We start from the raw sequence: 15,418 nt of genomic DNA on the forward strand, positions 1-15,418 counted from the left end.
GGTTACGCTGGCCGCATGACGCGCGCTGACAACGACAAGCCCGTAGTCCTCTCGACCATCTACACGCGTGCGGGAGACGACGGCACCACGACGCTCGGCGACATGAGCCGCACGCGCAAGACCGACCCGCGGCTCGCCGCCTACGCCGACGTGGAGGAGGCCAACGCGGCGATCGGCGTGGCGATCTCGATGGGCGACCTGGATCCGGAGATCGCCGAGGTGCTGACCCTGGTGCAGAACGAGATGTTCGACCTCGGCGCCGACCTGTGCGCCCCGGTGCGAGAGGCCCCGGAGTTCCCGCCGCTGCGCGTGGAGCAGTCCTACATCGACCGGCTGGAAGCCCAGTGCGACCGCTTCAACGCCGACCTGCGCCCGCTGCGCAGCTTCATCCTCCCCGGCGGCGCGCCCGGCACCGCCCTGCTGCACGTCGCCCGCACGGTGGTCCGCCGCGCCGAACGCACGACCTGGGCGGCCCTGGAGGCCCACGAGGACGTCAACCCGCTCACGGCCAAGTACCTCAACCGCCTGAGCGACCTGCTCTTCATCCTCTGCCGCACCGCCGCCCACGGCGACGAACTCCTCTGGAAGCCCGGCGGCACCCGCTAGGCGGCATCCAAGTGAGCGCTGGGGGGCGCGGATTCGACCCAGGCGAGGAAGCCGGTGAGGGCGTCCTCGCTCATGGCGAGGGAGACGCCGGCGCAGTCGACCGTCCAGTAGCCGGCCGGGCCGTCCCCGCCGGCCAGGGGACGACGGGTGGAAACGGTGAGGCCGCGCCTCGCGATCGCGTGGCGCGGCCTCAGTCGCAGTCCGAGAAAGGGAATCCAGTGGAGCTCCCCGCCCGCGTAGCGGGCGACTCCGCTCCGCCAGGCCCGGTTGCCCGTTCGGAGGCTGCATACGACATTGCCCCGGGAGCGGGCGAGCAGCACGCCCCGGAGGACGAGCAGGGCGGCGATCACCGCAACGCTTATCAAGATGTCCAGCGCCGCCATGGTCGCCCCCCAAAGCTCATTTTCGTCTGTCTATCAAACCTCTTCGCCGGCCGCACGCAGACGAGCCCGGGCGCGCTTGGCCTCGACCTGCGCCGTGGTGTCCTCGCCGTCGGCACCGACCGACGCGAGCGCGCGCTGGAGCGCGTCGCGGGCCGCCGCCACGTCCACCTCGGAGCCGAGCTCGGCCGTCTCGGCCAGGACCGAGACGTCGTTGTTGGCGACGGAGATGAACCCGCCGTGAACGGCCGCGTTCACGTCCCCGCCGTCGCTGCGCTTGATGCGAAGGACGCCGCCGTCCACGAGGACACCGAGAACGGGGGCGTGGTTCGGCATAATACCGATCTCGCCCTCCACGGTCTTGGCAATCACCATGTCGGCCTCGCCGGACCAGATCTCACGTTCCGGCGACACGACGCCGATGCGGAGCTTTGCCATCACACACCTTCCTCGGACGCCGGCACGGCCGCGCCGTGCCGGCATCCCGTTGTCAGCGGCCCAGTTCCTTCGCCTTGGCGATGGCCTGGTCGATGCCGCCGACCATGAAGAACGCCTGCTCGGGCAGGTGGTCGTACTCGCCCTCGCACAGGCCCTTGAAGGAGCGGATCGTGTCCTCCACGTCGACGAACTCACCCGGCTGGCCGGTGAACGCCTCGGCGGCGTACATCGGGTGCGACAGGAAGCGCTCGATGCGGCGGGCCCGCTGGACGACGACCTTGTCCTCTTCGGAGAGCTCGTCGATGCCCAGGATCGCGATGATGTCCTGGAGCTCGCGGTACTTCTGCAGGATCCGCTTGGTCTCCTGGGCGACCCGGTAGTGCTCCTCGCCCACGATCGTGGGGTCGAGGATGCGGGAGCTGGAGTCGAGCGGGTCCACCGCGGGGTAGATGCCCTTCTCCGAGATCGGCCGGGACAGAACGGTCTGCGCGTCGAGGTGCGCGAACGCGTTGTGCGGGGCCGGGTCGGTGATGTCGTCCGCGGGCACGTAGATCGCCTGCATCGAGGTGATCGAGTGACCGCGGGTGGAGGTGATGCGCTCCTGCAGAACGCCCATCTCGTCGGCCAGGGTCGGCTGGTAACCCACCGCGGACGGCATGCGGCCGAGCAGGGTGGACACCTCGGAACCGGCCTGGGTGAACCGGAAGATGTTGTCGATGAAGAGCAGAACGTCCTGCTTCTCGACGTCGCGGAAGTACTCGGCCATGGTCAGCGCGGACAGCGCGACCCGCAGACGGGTGCCCGGAGGCTCGTCCATCTGGCCGAACACCAGCGCGGTGTCCTTGAGGACGTCGGCCTCCTCCATCTCCAGCCAGAGGTCGTTGCCCTCACGGGTGCGCTCGCCGACGCCGGCGAACACCGACGTGCCGGAGAACTTCAGCGCGACCCGGCGGATCATCTCCTGGATGAGGACGGTCTTGCCGACGCCCGCGCCGCCGAACAGGCCGATCTTGCCACCCTTGACGTACGGGGTGAGCAGGTCGATGACCTTGATGCCGGTGGGCAGCATCTCGGTGCGGGACTCCAGCTGGTCGAACGGCGGGGACGGGCGGTGGATACCCCACCGCTCGCTCACCTGCAGCGACGCCTTGTCGGTGTCCAGCGGCTCGCCCAGGGCGTTCCACACGTGGCCCTTGACGACCTCGCCGACCGGCACCGAGATGGGGCCGCCGGTGTCGTTGACGGCGACCCCGCGCACGAGGCCGTCGGTGGGCTGCATCGAGATGGCGCGGACCAGGTTGTCGCCGAGGTGCTGGGCGACCTCCAGCGTCAGCGTCTTGGCCTCGCCCGCGATGGTGACCTCGGTGGTGAGGGCGTTGTAGATATCCGGCATCGCCTCCACGGGGAACTCCACGTCGACGACGGGGCCCGTGACGCGCGCCACGCGACCTACGGCGGTCGCGACGGTCTCAGCGGTCATTGTGGTTTCTCACTCTTTCCCCGCGGAGGCGTCGGCCAGCGCGTTCGCGCCACCGACGATCTCGCTGATTTCCTGGGTGATCTCGGCCTGGCGCGCCTGGTTCATCCGCTGGGTGAACACGCGGATGAGCTCATTGGCGTTGTCGGTCGCCGACTTCATCGCGCGGCGACGCGCGGCGTGCTCGGAAGCGGCCGACTGGAGCAGCGCGTTGAAGATGCGCGACTCGATGTAGCGCGGCAGGAGCTGGTTCAGCACCTCGCCCGCCGTCGGCTCGAACTCGTAGTACGGCAGCGGCCCACCGGCAGGTTCCTCGGTGGTCTCCTCGACCTCCAGCGGGAGGACGCGCTTCACCTGGACCTGCTGCGTGAGCATCGAGACGAACTCGGTGTACACGATGTGGATCTCGTCGATGCCGTTCTGGTCCTCGAACGAGGCGACCAGGGCGTCGGCGATCTCCTTGGCGTGGGCGTAGAGCGGGCTGTCGGAGAAGCCCGACCACTCCCCGCTCATGCTCCGGTCGCGGAAGCGGTGCCAGGTGATGCCCTTGCGGCCCACGACGAACGGCTTGACCTGCAGGCCGCGTCCCCGGAGGTGACCGGCAAGCGCCTCGGCCTCGCGCAGGATGTTGGCGTTGAAGCCGCCGGCGAAGCCGCGGTCGCTGGTGACGATCAGGACCCCGGCGCTGGAGGGCTTCTCCTTGGCCACGGTCAGCGGGTGGTCGATGTCGGCGGAGTTGCTGAGGACCGCCGACACCGCGCGCGTGATCTCGCGCTCGTACGGGACCGCGGCCTCCATGCGCTGCTGCGCCTTCACGATGCGCGAGGAGGCGATCAGCTCCTGCGCACGCGTGATCTTGGCCGTGGACTTGACCGAGCGGATGCGCCGCCGCAGCAGTCTTAGCTGGGCACCCATGGGCTACTGCTTCTCGGCCGTCGGACGGACGTGCTTGACGACCTTCTCCTGGCCGACCTCGTCGGCCTCGAGCGGAGCCACCGGCTCGTCCTTGACGAGCAGCTCGCCGGAGGAGGTCTGGAACGTCTTCTTGAATTCCGTGATCGCCTCCTTGAGCGTGGTGACGGTGTCGTCGTTGATCTCACCGGTCTCGCGGAGGCCGTCGAGGACGCCCTTGTACTTCGTCGCGATGTAGTCGAGGAACTCGGCCTCGAAGCGGGCGATGTCCTCCAGCGGGACGTCGTCCAGCTCGCCGCTGGTGCCGGCCCACACCGAGACGACCTCGCGCTCCACCGGGTACGGCGAGTACTGCGGCTGCTTGAGCAGCTCGACCAGGCGGGCGCCGCGTTCGAGCTGGGCGCGGGAGGCCGCGTCCAGGTCGGAGGCGAAGGCCGCGAAGGCCTCAAGGTCGCGGTACTGCGACAGCGACAGGCGCAGCGTGCCGGCGACCTTGCGCATCGCCTTGATCTGCGCCGAGCCGCCGACCCGGGAGACCGAGACACCGACGTTGATCGCCGGGCGGACGCCGGCGTTGAACAGGTCGGTCTCCAGGAAGCACTGGCCGTCGGTGATGGAGATGACGTTGGTCGGGATGAACGCCGACACGTCGTTGCCCTTGGTCTCGATGATCGGCAGGCCGGTCATCGAGCCGGCGCCCATGTCGTTCGACAGCTTGGCGCAGCGCTCCAGCAGACGGGAGTGCAAGTAGAACACGTCGCCCGGGAACGCCTCGCGGCCCGGCGGGCGGCGCAGCAGCAGGGACACGGCGCGGTAGGCGTCGGCCTGCTTGCTGAGGTCGTCGAAGACGATGAGCACGTGCTTGCCCTGGTACATCCAGTGCTGGCCGATGGCCGAGCCGGTGTAGGGGGCGATGTACTTGAAGCCGGCCGCGTCGGAGGCGGGGGCGGCGACGATGGTGGTGTACTCCAGGGCGCCGGCCTCTTCGAGGCGGGCGCGCACCTGCGCGATCGTGGAGCCCTTCTGGCCGATCGCGACGTAGACGCAGCGGACCTGCTTGGTGGGGTCGCCGCTGGCCCAGTTCTCGCGCTGGTTGAGGATCGTGTCCACGGCGATCGCGGTCTTGCCGGTGCCGCGGTCGCCGATGATGAGCTGGCGCTGGCCGCGGCCGATCGGCGTCATGGCGTCGATCGCCTTGATGCCGGTCTGCAGGGGCTCCTTCACCGGCTGGCGCTGGACCACCGAGGGGGCCTGCAGCTCCAGCGGACGGCGGGTCTCGGCCTCGATCGGGCCCTTGCCGTCCAGCGGGTTGCCCAGCGCGTCGACGACGCGGCCGAGGAAGGCGTCGCCGACCGGCGCGGACAGGACCTCACCCGTCCGGCGGACCGACTGGCCCTCTTCGATGCCGCTGAAGTCGCCCAGGATAACGGCACCGATCTCCCGGACGTCCAGGTTCAGTGCCAGGCCACGCGTGCCGTCCTCGAACTCAAGCAGCTCGTTCGCCATCGCCGAGGGAAGGCCGGAGATGTGGGCGATGCCGTCGCCGGCATCGACGACGGTCCCGATCTCCTCTCGGGCTGCCCCTTCCGGCTCGTACGCCTGGACGAAGCGCTCAAGCGCGTTCCGGATCTCGTCCGGCCGGATCGTCAGCTCCGCCATCTCTCTTCAGTCTCCCTAATCATCGGCCGCCCTGACTCTGCTAGCCGGCCAACCGGCGGCGGACTTCTTCAATACGTCCTGCGATCGTGGTGTCGATCAACTCATCGCCCAGACGGACGGAGAATCCACCGATCACCTTTGGGTCCACCTCGACGTTCAGGTGGACGTCGCGACCGTACGTGGTGCGCAACCAGGCGGCGAGGCGCTGCCGCTGCGCGTCGGTCAGCGGAACCGCGCTGCGCACCACGGCGACAAATTGCTGTCGCTGCTCCGCCACGAGCTGGATGTACGCATCCAGCCCCCGTTCCAAGCTACGTCCTCTGGGGTAGAGCGCAAGCTGCGTGACCAGCCGCAACGTGGACGGGGCCACCTTGTCGCCGAGCAGGTCGGCCAGCAGGCCGCGCTTGGCCTCGGCCGGCACCGCCGGGTCGGCCAGCGCGTGGCGCAGCTCGGGGTTGGCCTCGACGATGCGGCCGAAGCGGAAGAGCTCGTCCTCCACATCGTCGAGCCTGCCCTGGGACTCGGCCTCGGCGACCGAGGCGATGACGCTGAGCCGCTCCAGCGCGTCGGCGAGGTCGACGGACTTCGACCACTTGACGGAGACGGCCGCCACGACCGTCTCCAGGGCGGCGTCGCTGATCCTGCCGCCCAGCAGGGACCGCACGACCTCGTCCTTCCGCGCCGCGGGGCGGGCGGGGTCGGCGAGGTTGCGGCGGAGCCCGTGCTCGCGGTCGAGCAGCACGGAGACCGCCAGCAGGTCCTCGGCCACGCGGCCGAGGTCGGCCGTGCCGGCGACCGCGTTGAAGCGCTCCTCGACCTCGGCGAGCGAGCTACGGCTCAGGCCTCTCATCAGCGCACCGCCGCCCCGTCCGCGGACTCCAGCTCCGTGAGGAAGCGGTCCACGACCCGGCTCTGGCGCGCCTCGTCCTCAAGGGACTCGCCGACGATGCGGCCGGCCAGCTCGGTGGCCAGGCGGCCGAGCTCGGCCTGCAGCTGGGCGAACGCCTGCCGGCGGTCGGCCTCGATCTGCGCGTGCGCGGTCTCGATCAGGCGCCGGGCCTCGGCCTGGGCCTCCACACGCAGGTCGGCCTTGATCTGCGCGGCCTGCTCGCGGGCCTCTTCCCGCAGCCGGGCCGCGTCGTGCCGGGCCTCGTCCAGCTTGGCGCGGTACTCCTCCAGCGTGCGCTGGGCCGCGGCCTGGGCCTCCTCGGCCCGCTTCAGTCCGCCTTCGATGGCGTCGGCCCGCATCTCCAGGGTCTTCTGGAGCCGGGGCACCAAGAGCCGGCCGACGAAGAACAGGACCAGCAGGAACGCGAACCCGCCGATCGCCATCTCCGCCAGGTCGGGCAGGAGAGGGTTGGGTGCTTCCTCTGCCGCTAGCAGATACACAATTGCCACCTTCCGCCAGGGAGGGTCGCGTCAGGCCCGGAAGGCGAACGCGAGCGCGATACCGATGAGGGCGAGCGCCTCGGCGAACACGAAGCCCAGGATCATGTTCTGGCGGATCAGACCGTAGGCCTCCGGCTGGCGGGCGATGGCCTGCACGCCCTGACCGAAGATGATGCCGATGCCGATGCCGGGGCCGATCGCGGCGAGGCCGTAGCCGATGGAGCCGAGGTTGCCGGTCACTTCAGCGAGGACAGACATGCGTGTTTCCTTTTCTATCGACCAGTGGAACGTCCACCGGGGTTAGGACGGACTGTGGAATCTCTCAGTGCGCGGCGTGGAGCGCGTCGTTGATGTACATCGCCGCCAGCAGCGCGAAGACGTAGGCCTGCAGCGCCTGGATGAAGAGCTCGAAGGCGGTGAGCAGGATCGTCATGAGAACTCCGAGCACGCCGAGCGGGGCGCCGAGCGGCGTCAGCTTGACGAACAGGAAGTGCCAGCCGACCTCGGAGAACAGGGCCACGATCAGGTGCCCGGCCATCATGGTGGCGAAGAGCCGCACGGCGTGGGTGATGTGGCGCAGGAAGAACGTCGAGACCAGCTCGATCGGGGCGACCAGGAAGTAGATCCATCCGGGGAGGCCCGGGGGGAACATCACGTTCTTGAAGAAGCCGATGGGACCCTGGTGCTTGATGCCCAGGTACATCACCAGCAGCCAGATACCGAGGGACAGGATCGCCGGATAACCGATGCGCGACATGACCGGGAACTGGATGAAGATGACCGAGCCGAACAGGTTCATGATCCACACGAACAGGAACAGCGTGAACAGCAGCGGCATCCACCGGTCGCTGTCCTTGCCGAGGTTCGGCCTGGCGATCTGGTCGCGGACGAACTCGTAGGCGAGCTCACCGACGTTCTGCACGCCGCGCGGCACCAGCTTCGGCCGCGAGAAGGCGAAGAAGGAGAAGACCACGACCACGAGCACGGCGATCAGCGCGTAGAGCGCGGGCTTGTTGAACCATGCCTGACCTTCGACGATCGGCGGCCAGTCGAAAAGGCCCAACCCCGGAGCTTGGAACTCATCGGAGGCGAGAGGCGTCAGCGTGGCGCTCACTCGTCGTTCCCTTCGTCGTGATGATCGGTCAAGAGGCCCTCCGGTGGCCGCGGGTAGGAGAGGCCCGCCGGAGAAGAAGTGTGAAGAGGGCGAGGAGGCCAGGACTCGATGGCACAGGCGAACGTTCCCCTGCCGCGCACGCGACAATAGCAGGCGTGGCCGTGACTAGTCATATCGAGCCAGCCTCGCGAGGCCGTGGCCTCAGGCGCTCGGCGATGACCGGTCCCGCCCCGTCTGCCAAGGCGAGTGTAGGGCAAGTTCGCTGAGGTCAGAACGCGACGCGTCACGTCCGCTTCTCCTCGACCACGCCCGGGACCTTCACAGTGGGGTCGACATAGAGGATCTTGAGTTTGAGGAAGCCGCGCGCCTCGCCGATGGTCCAGCAGATCGTGCACGCGATGACGGTGAGGGTGAAGGCCCCCGGGTGCCACACGGTGGCGTCCGCGAAGTACTCCAGCGTCACGGCCAGCAGCAGGATCTTCGTCAGGAAGGTGCCGAGGGCCGCGGCCATCATCATGGTGGGCGAGACGCGCGCCGCGTAGGTCACCGCGATGAGGCTGATGGTGAAGAAGGCCGCCACGACCAGCACGCCGATGCCCGCGCCGAGCGCTCCCTTGGCGCCCTCGGCGACCGCCGCGGCGACGACGGCTATCAGCCCGGCCAGCGCCGCCGGCATCGCGGCCGCCCGGAGAATCTGGAGGTCGTTGGCCTGCATCGGTGCTCCAAAGAACAGTTGTCAAGCGAGCGATTGCTACCTCGCGAGGCGGGTCTTACCCGCCCTTGCTAGTGAAAGGTATCACAAGCTCATGAAGGAGCGCCTTTACCTGGGCTTTCGGGGAGGTGAACGGATGTTTCAGCCGGTCGCGGCGGTGGCGCGCGAGGTGCCCTCGGCGACCGGCGGGTCCGCCGGGCCCGAGCCCGGGCCGGGGCCGCGCCGCGAGGAGTGCGCCCCTCCCTTGCCGCGCCCCGAGCGCCACCGCGGCAGCCCCATGAGCAGCAGCACGATTATGGCGAACAGCACGACGAGCGGGAAGACGATCAGCGGCACGCCGCCCACCGAGAAGCCGACGACCGTGGCGGCGAACAGGAACGACCACGCGTACATGATCAGCACGGTGCGGCGGTGGGAGTGCCCGATCTGCAGCAGGCGGTGGTGCAGGTGGCCGCGGTCGGGCGCGAGCGGCGACTTGCCGTGCGAGGTGCGCCGGATCACCGCCATGACCAGGTCGGCCAGCGGGAGCACCATCACCGCGAGCGGCAGCAGGATCGGCAGCACGACGGGGAACCGGTTGATGTCCTCGGAGGCTCCCCGGTAGTCGACGGTGCCGGTCACCGTGACGACGGAGGTGGCGAGCACGAGGCCGATGAGCATGGCCCCGGTGTCCCCCATGAAGATCTTGGACGGGTGGAAGTTGTGCGGCAGGAAGCCCAGGCACATGCCGATCAGGATCGCCGTGATCGCCGCCGTGACGCTCAGCCGCCCCTGCTCCAGGCTGTCGGTCAGCGCGATCGTCCACACGAACGTCGCCATCGCGGCGATGCCGACGATGCCCGCGGCCAGGCCGTCCAGGCCGTCCACGAAGTTGACGGCGTTGATGGCGACCACCACGACGAGGATCGTGATGACGGTCTGCAGCGTGCTGTCGAGGCTCACGGTGTTGCCGTTCGGCAGCGGCACCCACAGCAGCGTCAGCTTGAACGCCACGAGCAGACCGGCGGCGGCGATCTGCCCGCCCAGCTTGACCAGGGCGTCCATGCCCCACCAGTCGTCCAGGAAGCCGGTGAGCACGATGACGCCGCCCGCGAGCGCCAGCGCGATGACGGTCTGGCCCTCACCCACCGTGGGGTCGGCGAGAGTGGCCCCGATATGGTCGAGGCGGCTCGCGACGAACAGCCCGGCCAGCATGCCGGCGTACATCGCCAGGCCGCCGAGGCGCGGGGTGCGGACGGTGTGCACGTCGCGCTCGCGGATCTCCGGCGCGGCGCCGATGCGGAGCGCGAACACCCTGACCAGGGGGACCAGCAGGTAAGTGACCGCCGCCGCCACCAGCGCTATGAGTGTGTATTCGCGCACGTACCTAGTTTCCCGGATTGTCCGGTCGCCTGGGACCGGAAAACTGTACAGAACCGCACATTAACCCCGTGGATATGCCGGATGACACCGTGTGAGCCGCGTCACCCGCTCGGCCACCGACGTTATCGCACCTGGATCGCCCACCGCGTGCGCCACCATCGACGCGATCTCCTTCATCTCCGTCACCCCCATGCCCTGCGTGGTCACGCACGGCGTGCCGAGCCGGATGCCCGACGTCACCGCCGGAGGCCGCGGATCGTAGGGGATCGCGTTGCGGTTGAGAGTGATCTTCGCACGGGCGCAGGCCCGTTCCGCATCGGCCCCCGACACCCCCAGCGGACGCAGGTCGACGAGCGCCAGATGGGTGTCGGTGCCGCCCGAGACCGGGCGCATCCCCTCCGCCGCGAGCGCCTCCGCCAGCTCCCGGGCGTTCGCCACCACCCGCCCGGCGTACGCGCGGAACTCCGGCCGGGCGGCCTCGCCGAACGCCACCGCCTTGGCCGCGATCGCGTGCATCAGCGGCCCGCCCTGCGTGAACGGGAACACCGCGCGGTCGACACGTGAGGCCAGCTCCTCGGTGCACAGGATCGCCCCGCCCCGCGGCCCCCGCAGCGCCTTGTGCGTGGTGAACGTCACGACGTCGGCGTGCGGGACCGGCGAGGGCACCGCGCCGCCCGCCACCAGGCCGATCGTGTGCGCGACGTCCGCGAGCAGCCACGCGCCCACCTCGTCGGCGATGCCGCGGAACACCGCGAAGTCGATCAGCCGGGGGTAGGCGGTCGCCCCGCAGACGATCAGCTTGGGCCGGTGGCGCAGCGCCAGGTCGCGCACCTCGTCGTAGTCGATGGTCTCGGTGTCGCGCCGCACGCCGTACGCCACCACGTCGAACCAGCGGCCCGAGAAGTTGACCTTCGAGCCGTGCGTCAGGTGGCCGCCGTGGGACAGCGCCATGGCCAGCATGGTGTCGCCCGGCCGCAGCAGCGCGGCGTACGCGGCGAGGTTCGCGGACGCGCCCGAATGGGGCTGCACGTTGGCGTGGTCGGCGCCGAACAGCGCCGTGGCCCGGTCGATGGCCAGCCGCTCCGCCCGGTCCACGACCTCGCAGCCGCCGTAGTAGCGCCTGCCCGGATAGCCCTCGGCGTACTTGTTGGTCAGCGTGGAGCCGAGCGCCGCCATCACCGCGGGGGAGGTGAAGTTCTCGCTGGCGATGAGCTGGAGGCCGTCCCTGAGCCGCTCGACCTCGTCCAGCAGGACGCGCGCGACCTCGGGATCCTCGCGGCACAGCTCCGCGAAGTCGGCGCCGTAGAAGGCGTCGCCGTCGCACTCGGGCGCGCCGCCGGGCCGGCGCGGTTCGTGGCCGGGTCCTTTCGCCGCCATGGCTCGATCACCGTTCCCTTCCTCGCGCGGGAAGCGCGCGAGGACCACCGATCTCCCCACTGTATGTCCCGGTATGTCGCGGCGCGCCGCCGCGGGCAGCGGGTCAGTTGTAGGCGTGCGGGGCCGACGAGGCGACCGGCACCCAGCGGGGGGTGTCCGCGGCCTGGTCGCTGATCGCGGTCAGGACGGCCTGGCGGTACATGCCGAGGCGGGTGCGCCACTCCCCCATGTCCTGGACATACCGCTCGGCGACGGGGGCGTCCCAGACGTCGCGGCTGCGCGCCATCTGGTACGCCTTGTCCAGCGAGCCGGTGAGCCCCTCCAGCAGCGGAAGGGCCTGCTGCCACAGGTCCACGAGCTTCTGGTACTCGGGGTTGAAGCGCCAGCTCGTCGCCTGCCCGTCCAGGCCGAGCGGGTCGGAGGTGGACGCGGGCGGCGTCTCCCCCGGCTGGAGGGGCTTGGGCGCGGGCGGATCTGCGTACATGTCGGACAGCCCTCCTTACGAACCGGACGACGAGGACCGGTACCCGTCCGGACCCGGACCATACCCCGGAGGCGGCGGCGGGCCCTCGGACGCGTCGTCGCCGTACGGGCCGGCCGGGTGCTCGCCGGGGGCGCTGAGATCGCCGGGGCGGGGCGGATGATCCGTGGCCAGATGGACGCCCGAGTGGATCTGTGACGAGGGACCTACGGCGCTCTCAGGGGCCGCTGGAGCCTGGTCGGCGGCGGCCCCGCCGGACGCGGCGGCTGCGGCGGCGCCCCCGTCGGGCGGCAACGGCGCCGAGGGCTTCGCCGATCCCGACGGATCATCGGGCCGGATGGATCCCATCGGGCCGTCGGCTCGCGGGTGGCCGGGCTGCGCGTCGTCGGGCGGGACGACGACCGGCTGCTCCATGGGCGGGATCTTGTCCATGTTCCGCGACAGCCAGTCCAGATGCTCCTGGCTCGGCGGGTCCATGGTCACCTCGACCACGCGGACGCCGTCCACGTCGATCACGCGCGTGCGCTCGCTCGTGGTGTCGATGTCATTGGAGTTGTCCGGCGCCGGGGTGTCGAGCCCGCCGTCTCCCCCGCCCTGCGGCGCGCCCGCGTACGGCTCCACGTACTGCGGTCTGCCGCCCTTGGGCGAGTCATCCTGCTTGGGCGCCGGATCACCCTTGGGCTCGGGATCCGCTTTGGGAGCGGAGTCACCCTTGGGCGCCGAGTCACCCTTGGGCTCAGGGTCCGCCTTGGGCGCCGAGTCATGCTTCGGGGCCTCATGCTTGGGCGCGTCGTGCTGGGGCGCCTCGTGGTTGGGGGCCTCGTGTTTCGGGGTGTCGTGCTTGGGGGCGTCCTGCTTGTCCGCCTGGGGCGGCTCGACCTTGTGCGTGTTCTCCTTCTTCGGGGGATCGCCCTTGTCACCCTTGGGCGCGTCGTCCTTGTCCCCCTTCGGGGCGGGGTGGTCTACCTGCTTGTCTTTGGAGTCGGGCTTGTCGGGCCCGTCGTGCTTCTCCGGCTTGTGGTCCTGGGGAGCGTCGTTCTTGTCGGTCTTGTCCGACGTCGGCGGCGGGGGCTGCTTCTCGGGCTTGTCGTGCTTCTCGGGCTTGTCCTTGTTCTGGGAGTCCGAGGTGGGAGCGCCGTTCTTGTCGCTCTTATCGCCCTTGTCGCCCTTGTCCTTCTTGGACGTGTGGTCCTTGTCGGCCTTGTCGTCCTTGTGGGCGTCCTGCTTCTCGGGCGCCTTCTGCTTCATGGTCTTCGGCCCGGCGTCCGGCTCCTTCTGCTTCTCTTTCTTCTCCAGAAGGACCAGGCGGGCGGTGACGTCCTTGACCAGGGTGTCCCCGGCGTCGGCCACCTGGGCCGGCCGGTGCGTCGCGGGAACGGAAAGGCCCGCCGCGCCGGTGAGCCGGGCGATGCGCGACTCGACCGTCCGCATCTGATGCCCCGCGCGCCCGACCTCGGCCAGGAGCTCGCGGACCAGCTTGGGGTCCATGCCGTCCAGCTTGCCCATGGGCGTCTCCCCTTGCTCGTGGTCGCGCTCCGCCGGCCCGCTCGACAGGGAAGGGCCGCGCCCTGCCGCAGCCATGCTCCCTCGTCACGGCCCGTCACTCAAGAGCGCGGACGCGCTTCACGGTAACGTCGGCGCCCGCCCGCGCGGCCCGGCGATAGCCACACGGCATGATTCACGGTCACCCCGGTGTGACAGGGCGCACGGCGGGACGCGGCGCCCTCGCGGGCGCCCCGGCTCAGGCCTCGCCGTCCGCCTTCTGAGCGCGCCCGGCCGTCTCCGGCTTCTCGGAGCTCTCGTCCTTGTCCCGCTTCTCGGCCTTCTCGTCGGCCGGAGCCTTCTCGTCCACCGGGGCCTTCTCCTCCACCGGGGCCGTCTCGGGCTCGGGCTCCGGGTCGGCGTCGGTGGCGATGTATCCGACGATCGCCCGCAGCTTGTCGACCGGGATCGCGCCCTTGCGCAGCACGCGGGGCACCGGGGTGGTGAGGTCGAGGATCGTGGACGGGACGTTCTCCGTGAGAGGCCCGGCCTCCAGGTAGACGCCGACCGCCTCCCCGAGCATGGCCTCGGCCTCGGCCGCGGTCCTGGCGGGCGGGGCGCCGGAGATGTTGGCGCTGCTGACCGCCATGGGGCCGGTCTCTTTCAGCAGTTCGAGCGCGACGGCGTGCAGCGGCATGCGGACCGCGACGGTGCCCTTCGTCTCGCCGAGGTCCCAGGTCAGGGACCGGCCGGCCTTGCAGATCAGGGTGAGCGGGCCGGGCCAGAAGGCGTCGATGAGGTCCTGCCCGTAGACGCCGAGGTCCTCGATCAGGGCGGTGGCGGCGCGCACGGTGCCGACCAGGACCGGGACGGGCATGTCCCTGCCGCGCCCCTTGGTCTCCAGCAGTTTCCCCACGGAGTAGTGCGTGAAGGCGTCGGCGCCGAGGCCGTAGACCGTGTCGGTCGGGAGCACGACCAGCTCGCCCGCGCGGATCGCGGCCGCGGCGTCGGCGAGACCGGCCGCGCGCTCCTCGCTGTTGGAAAGGTCATAACGTCGGATCACGACTCGTCATCCTCCCATGTCGGACGGGCCGTCCCGCCAGGGGCGTCGCGCACGGACCGCGTCCCCGTCGGCGTTCCCGTCATCGTGGCCTCATTCCTGGCCGAAACGGGCGGTGACGAAGCGGTCGCGCCCGGCGAGATCGGTGTGGTCGCGGGTGTCGCGCCACCCGCGTTCCTCGGAGAACTCCAGGTACACCGACGAGCCCTGCTGGTCGGCGTGCTCGACCGCGACCAGCCCGCCGGGACGCAGCAGCCGCCGTGCCGTCCGCTCCACGGCGCGCACCTCGTCCAGGCCGTCCTCACCCGAGCCGTACAGGGCGCGGGAGGGGTCGTAGTCGCGCACCTCGGGGTCGCGGGGGATGGCGCCGGGCGGGATGTACGGCGGGTTGGAGATCACCAGGTCCACGCGGCCGTCGAGCTCCGGCAGGCAGTCGGACAGGTCCTCGGGGTGGAGGGACACCCGGCCCTGGCCGTGCTCGACGATGTTGCGCTTGGCCCAGCCGTAGGCGACCGGATCGACCTCGACCGCGTGGACCTGGGCGAGCGCGACCTCCTGGGCGATCGACAGCGCGATGGCCCCGGAGCCGGTGCCGAGGTCGACGACGACGGGCGAGGCGACGTCCATCTCGCGCAGGCGGTCGATCGCCCAGCCCGCGACGACCTCGGTCTCGGGTCTCGGGACGAAGACGCCGGGGCCGACGTCCAGGGACAGGTACCGGAAGTAGGCGCGGCCGGTGATGTGCTGGAGCGGCTCGCGGGCCTCGCGCCGGGCGATGCCCTCCCAGAACAGGGCGTCGAACTCCGCGTCGGGCACGGTGTGGAGCTGGCCACGCCGGACGCCGTGGACGAACGCCGCGATCTCCTCGGCGTCGGTCCGCGGTGAGGGAACCCCCGCCTCGGCCAGCCGGGCGGTGGCGAGCGCTATCTCGTCCATCAGCAAGGTCATGGCAGTTTTCGCGATTTTCGT

The 15,418-nt window shown here is 70.2% G+C and carries 17 protein-coding genes; 1 reads left to right on the top strand and 16 read right to left on the bottom strand.

Features of this window, described 5'->3' with window-relative positions; translation table 11 throughout:
* Nucleotides 1-15 precede the first annotated feature (15 nt).
* A complete protein-coding gene (locus BJ982_RS35720) occupies nt 16-606 on the top strand; it encodes a cob(I)yrinic acid a,c-diamide adenosyltransferase (RefSeq protein WP_184887500.1) in 591 nt (196 codons plus the stop codon).
* Here the strand turns inward: BJ982_RS35720 and BJ982_RS35725 are convergent.
* The 16 genes from BJ982_RS35725 to prmC all read right to left on the bottom strand — a co-directional run bounded on the left by BJ982_RS35725 (nt 603) and on the right by prmC (nt 15,397).
* Nucleotides 603-989, bottom strand: coding sequence for a DUF2550 domain-containing protein (locus tag BJ982_RS35725; protein WP_184607793.1), 387 nt, complete (start codon nt 987-989; stop codon nt 603-605). The genes BJ982_RS35720 and BJ982_RS35725 overlap by 4 nt on opposite strands.
* A gap of 33 nt (nt 990-1,022) precedes the next feature.
* Nucleotides 1,023-1,424: a F0F1 ATP synthase subunit epsilon gene (locus tag BJ982_RS35730; protein WP_184887502.1), complete on the bottom strand. Its 402-nt coding sequence runs from the start codon at nt 1,422-1,424 to the stop codon at nt 1,023-1,025.
* A 52-nt stretch (nt 1,425-1,476) separates the two neighbouring features.
* Nucleotides 1,477-2,904, bottom strand: coding sequence for a F0F1 ATP synthase subunit beta (gene atpD / locus BJ982_RS35735; protein WP_184887505.1), 1,428 nt, complete (start codon nt 2,902-2,904; stop codon nt 1,477-1,479).
* Between the two features lie 9 nt (nt 2,905-2,913).
* Nucleotides 2,914-3,816 carry a F0F1 ATP synthase subunit gamma gene (locus BJ982_RS35740; RefSeq protein ID WP_184887507.1) on the bottom strand — a complete coding sequence of 301 codons (903 nt, stop codon included), beginning with the start codon at nt 3,814-3,816 and terminating at the stop codon, nt 2,914-2,916.
* 3 nt (nt 3,817-3,819) lie between these two features.
* Nucleotides 3,820-5,472, bottom strand: coding sequence for a F0F1 ATP synthase subunit alpha (atpA, locus tag BJ982_RS35745; RefSeq protein WP_184887510.1), 1,653 nt, complete (start codon nt 5,470-5,472; stop codon nt 3,820-3,822).
* A gap of 40 nt (nt 5,473-5,512) precedes the next feature.
* Nucleotides 5,513-6,322 carry a F0F1 ATP synthase subunit delta gene (locus BJ982_RS35750; protein ID WP_184887512.1) on the bottom strand — a complete coding sequence of 270 codons (810 nt, stop codon included), beginning with the start codon at nt 6,320-6,322 and terminating at the stop codon, nt 5,513-5,515.
* Nucleotides 6,322-6,861 (bottom strand): F0F1 ATP synthase subunit B, encoded by a 540-nt coding sequence (locus BJ982_RS35755; RefSeq protein ID WP_307784617.1) that lies wholly within the window; start codon nt 6,859-6,861, stop codon nt 6,322-6,324. Before BJ982_RS35755 ends, BJ982_RS35750 begins: the two co-directional genes overlap by 1 nt.
* Nucleotides 6,862-6,891: 30 nt before the next feature.
* Nucleotides 6,892-7,119 (bottom strand): ATP synthase F0 subunit C, encoded by a 228-nt coding sequence (gene atpE, locus BJ982_RS35760; protein ID WP_184887515.1) that lies wholly within the window; start codon nt 7,117-7,119, stop codon nt 6,892-6,894.
* A 64-nt stretch (nt 7,120-7,183) separates the two neighbouring features.
* Nucleotides 7,184-7,975: a F0F1 ATP synthase subunit A gene (gene atpB / locus BJ982_RS35765; RefSeq protein ID WP_184887517.1), complete on the bottom strand. Its 792-nt coding sequence runs from the start codon at nt 7,973-7,975 to the stop codon at nt 7,184-7,186.
* A gap of 283 nt (nt 7,976-8,258) precedes the next feature.
* Nucleotides 8,259-8,690, bottom strand: coding sequence for a Cg1360 family ATP-synthase-associated protein (locus BJ982_RS35770; RefSeq protein WP_184887519.1), 432 nt, complete (start codon nt 8,688-8,690; stop codon nt 8,259-8,261).
* A 138-nt stretch (nt 8,691-8,828) separates the two neighbouring features.
* Nucleotides 8,829-10,049 (bottom strand): glycosyltransferase family 4 protein, encoded by a 1,221-nt coding sequence (locus BJ982_RS35775; protein ID WP_184887521.1) that lies wholly within the window; start codon nt 10,047-10,049, stop codon nt 8,829-8,831.
* 60 nt (nt 10,050-10,109) lie between these two features.
* Complete coding sequence (gene glyA / locus BJ982_RS35780; protein WP_184887523.1) at nt 10,110-11,426, bottom strand: serine hydroxymethyltransferase; 1,317 nt, start codon at nt 11,424-11,426, stop codon at nt 10,110-10,112.
* 103 nt (nt 11,427-11,529) lie between these two features.
* The gene (locus BJ982_RS35785) at nt 11,530-11,910 is read right to left on the bottom strand and encodes a hypothetical protein (protein ID WP_184607805.1); all 381 of its coding nucleotides are present in this window, start codon (nt 11,908-11,910) and stop codon (nt 11,530-11,532) included.
* Nucleotides 11,911-11,925: 15 nt separating this feature from the next.
* Nucleotides 11,926-13,488 (bottom strand): hypothetical protein, encoded by a 1,563-nt coding sequence (locus BJ982_RS35790; protein WP_184887525.1) that lies wholly within the window; start codon nt 13,486-13,488, stop codon nt 11,926-11,928.
* A 160-nt stretch (nt 13,489-13,648) separates the two neighbouring features.
* A complete protein-coding gene (locus BJ982_RS35795) occupies nt 13,649-14,452 on the bottom strand; it encodes an L-threonylcarbamoyladenylate synthase (protein ID WP_184887527.1) in 804 nt (267 codons plus the stop codon).
* A 90-nt stretch (nt 14,453-14,542) separates the two neighbouring features.
* On the bottom strand, nt 14,543-15,397 hold the full coding sequence (gene prmC, locus BJ982_RS35800) for a peptide chain release factor N(5)-glutamine methyltransferase (protein ID WP_184887529.1): 855 nt from the start codon (nt 15,395-15,397) through the stop codon (nt 14,543-14,545).
* Between the last annotated feature and the right edge of the window lie 21 nt (nt 15,398-15,418).

The sequence above is a fragment of the Sphaerisporangium siamense genome (assembly GCF_014205275.1).
Taxonomy (GTDB): domain Bacteria; phylum Actinomycetota; class Actinomycetes; order Streptosporangiales; family Streptosporangiaceae; genus Sphaerisporangium; species Sphaerisporangium siamense.

Excerpts from the sequence above, each read along its gene's own strand:
- BJ982_RS35720 (WP_184887500.1), top strand. The coding sequence starts at position 16 with ATGACGCGCGCTGACAACGACAAGCCCGTAGTCCTCTCGACCATCTAC.
- BJ982_RS35725 (WP_184607793.1), bottom strand. The coding sequence starts at position 989 with ATGGCGGCGCTGGACATCTTGATAAGCGTTGCGGTGATCGCCGCCCTG.
- BJ982_RS35730 (WP_184887502.1), bottom strand. The coding sequence starts at position 1,424 with ATGGCAAAGCTCCGCATCGGCGTCGTGTCGCCGGAACGTGAGATCTGG.
- atpD (WP_184887505.1), bottom strand. The coding sequence starts at position 2,904 with ATGACCGCTGAGACCGTCGCGACCGCCGTAGGTCGCGTGGCGCGCGTC.
- BJ982_RS35740 (WP_184887507.1), bottom strand. The coding sequence starts at position 3,816 with ATGGGTGCCCAGCTAAGACTGCTGCGGCGGCGCATCCGCTCGGTCAAG.
- atpA (WP_184887510.1), bottom strand. The coding sequence starts at position 5,472 with ATGGCGGAGCTGACGATCCGGCCGGACGAGATCCGGAACGCGCTTGAG.
- BJ982_RS35750 (WP_184887512.1), bottom strand. The coding sequence starts at position 6,322 with ATGAGAGGCCTGAGCCGTAGCTCGCTCGCCGAGGTCGAGGAGCGCTTC.
- atpE (WP_184887515.1), bottom strand. The coding sequence starts at position 7,119 with ATGTCTGTCCTCGCTGAAGTGACCGGCAACCTCGGCTCCATCGGCTAC.
- BJ982_RS35770 (WP_184887519.1), bottom strand. The coding sequence starts at position 8,690 with ATGCAGGCCAACGACCTCCAGATTCTCCGGGCGGCCGCGATGCCGGCG.
- glyA (WP_184887523.1), bottom strand. The coding sequence starts at position 11,426 with ATGGCGGCGAAAGGACCCGGCCACGAACCGCGCCGGCCCGGCGGCGCG.
- BJ982_RS35785 (WP_184607805.1), bottom strand. The coding sequence starts at position 11,910 with ATGTACGCAGATCCGCCCGCGCCCAAGCCCCTCCAGCCGGGGGAGACG.
- BJ982_RS35790 (WP_184887525.1), bottom strand. The coding sequence starts at position 13,488 with ATGGCTGCGGCAGGGCGCGGCCCTTCCCTGTCGAGCGGGCCGGCGGAG.
- prmC (WP_184887529.1), bottom strand. The coding sequence starts at position 15,397 with ATGACCTTGCTGATGGACGAGATAGCGCTCGCCACCGCCCGGCTGGCC.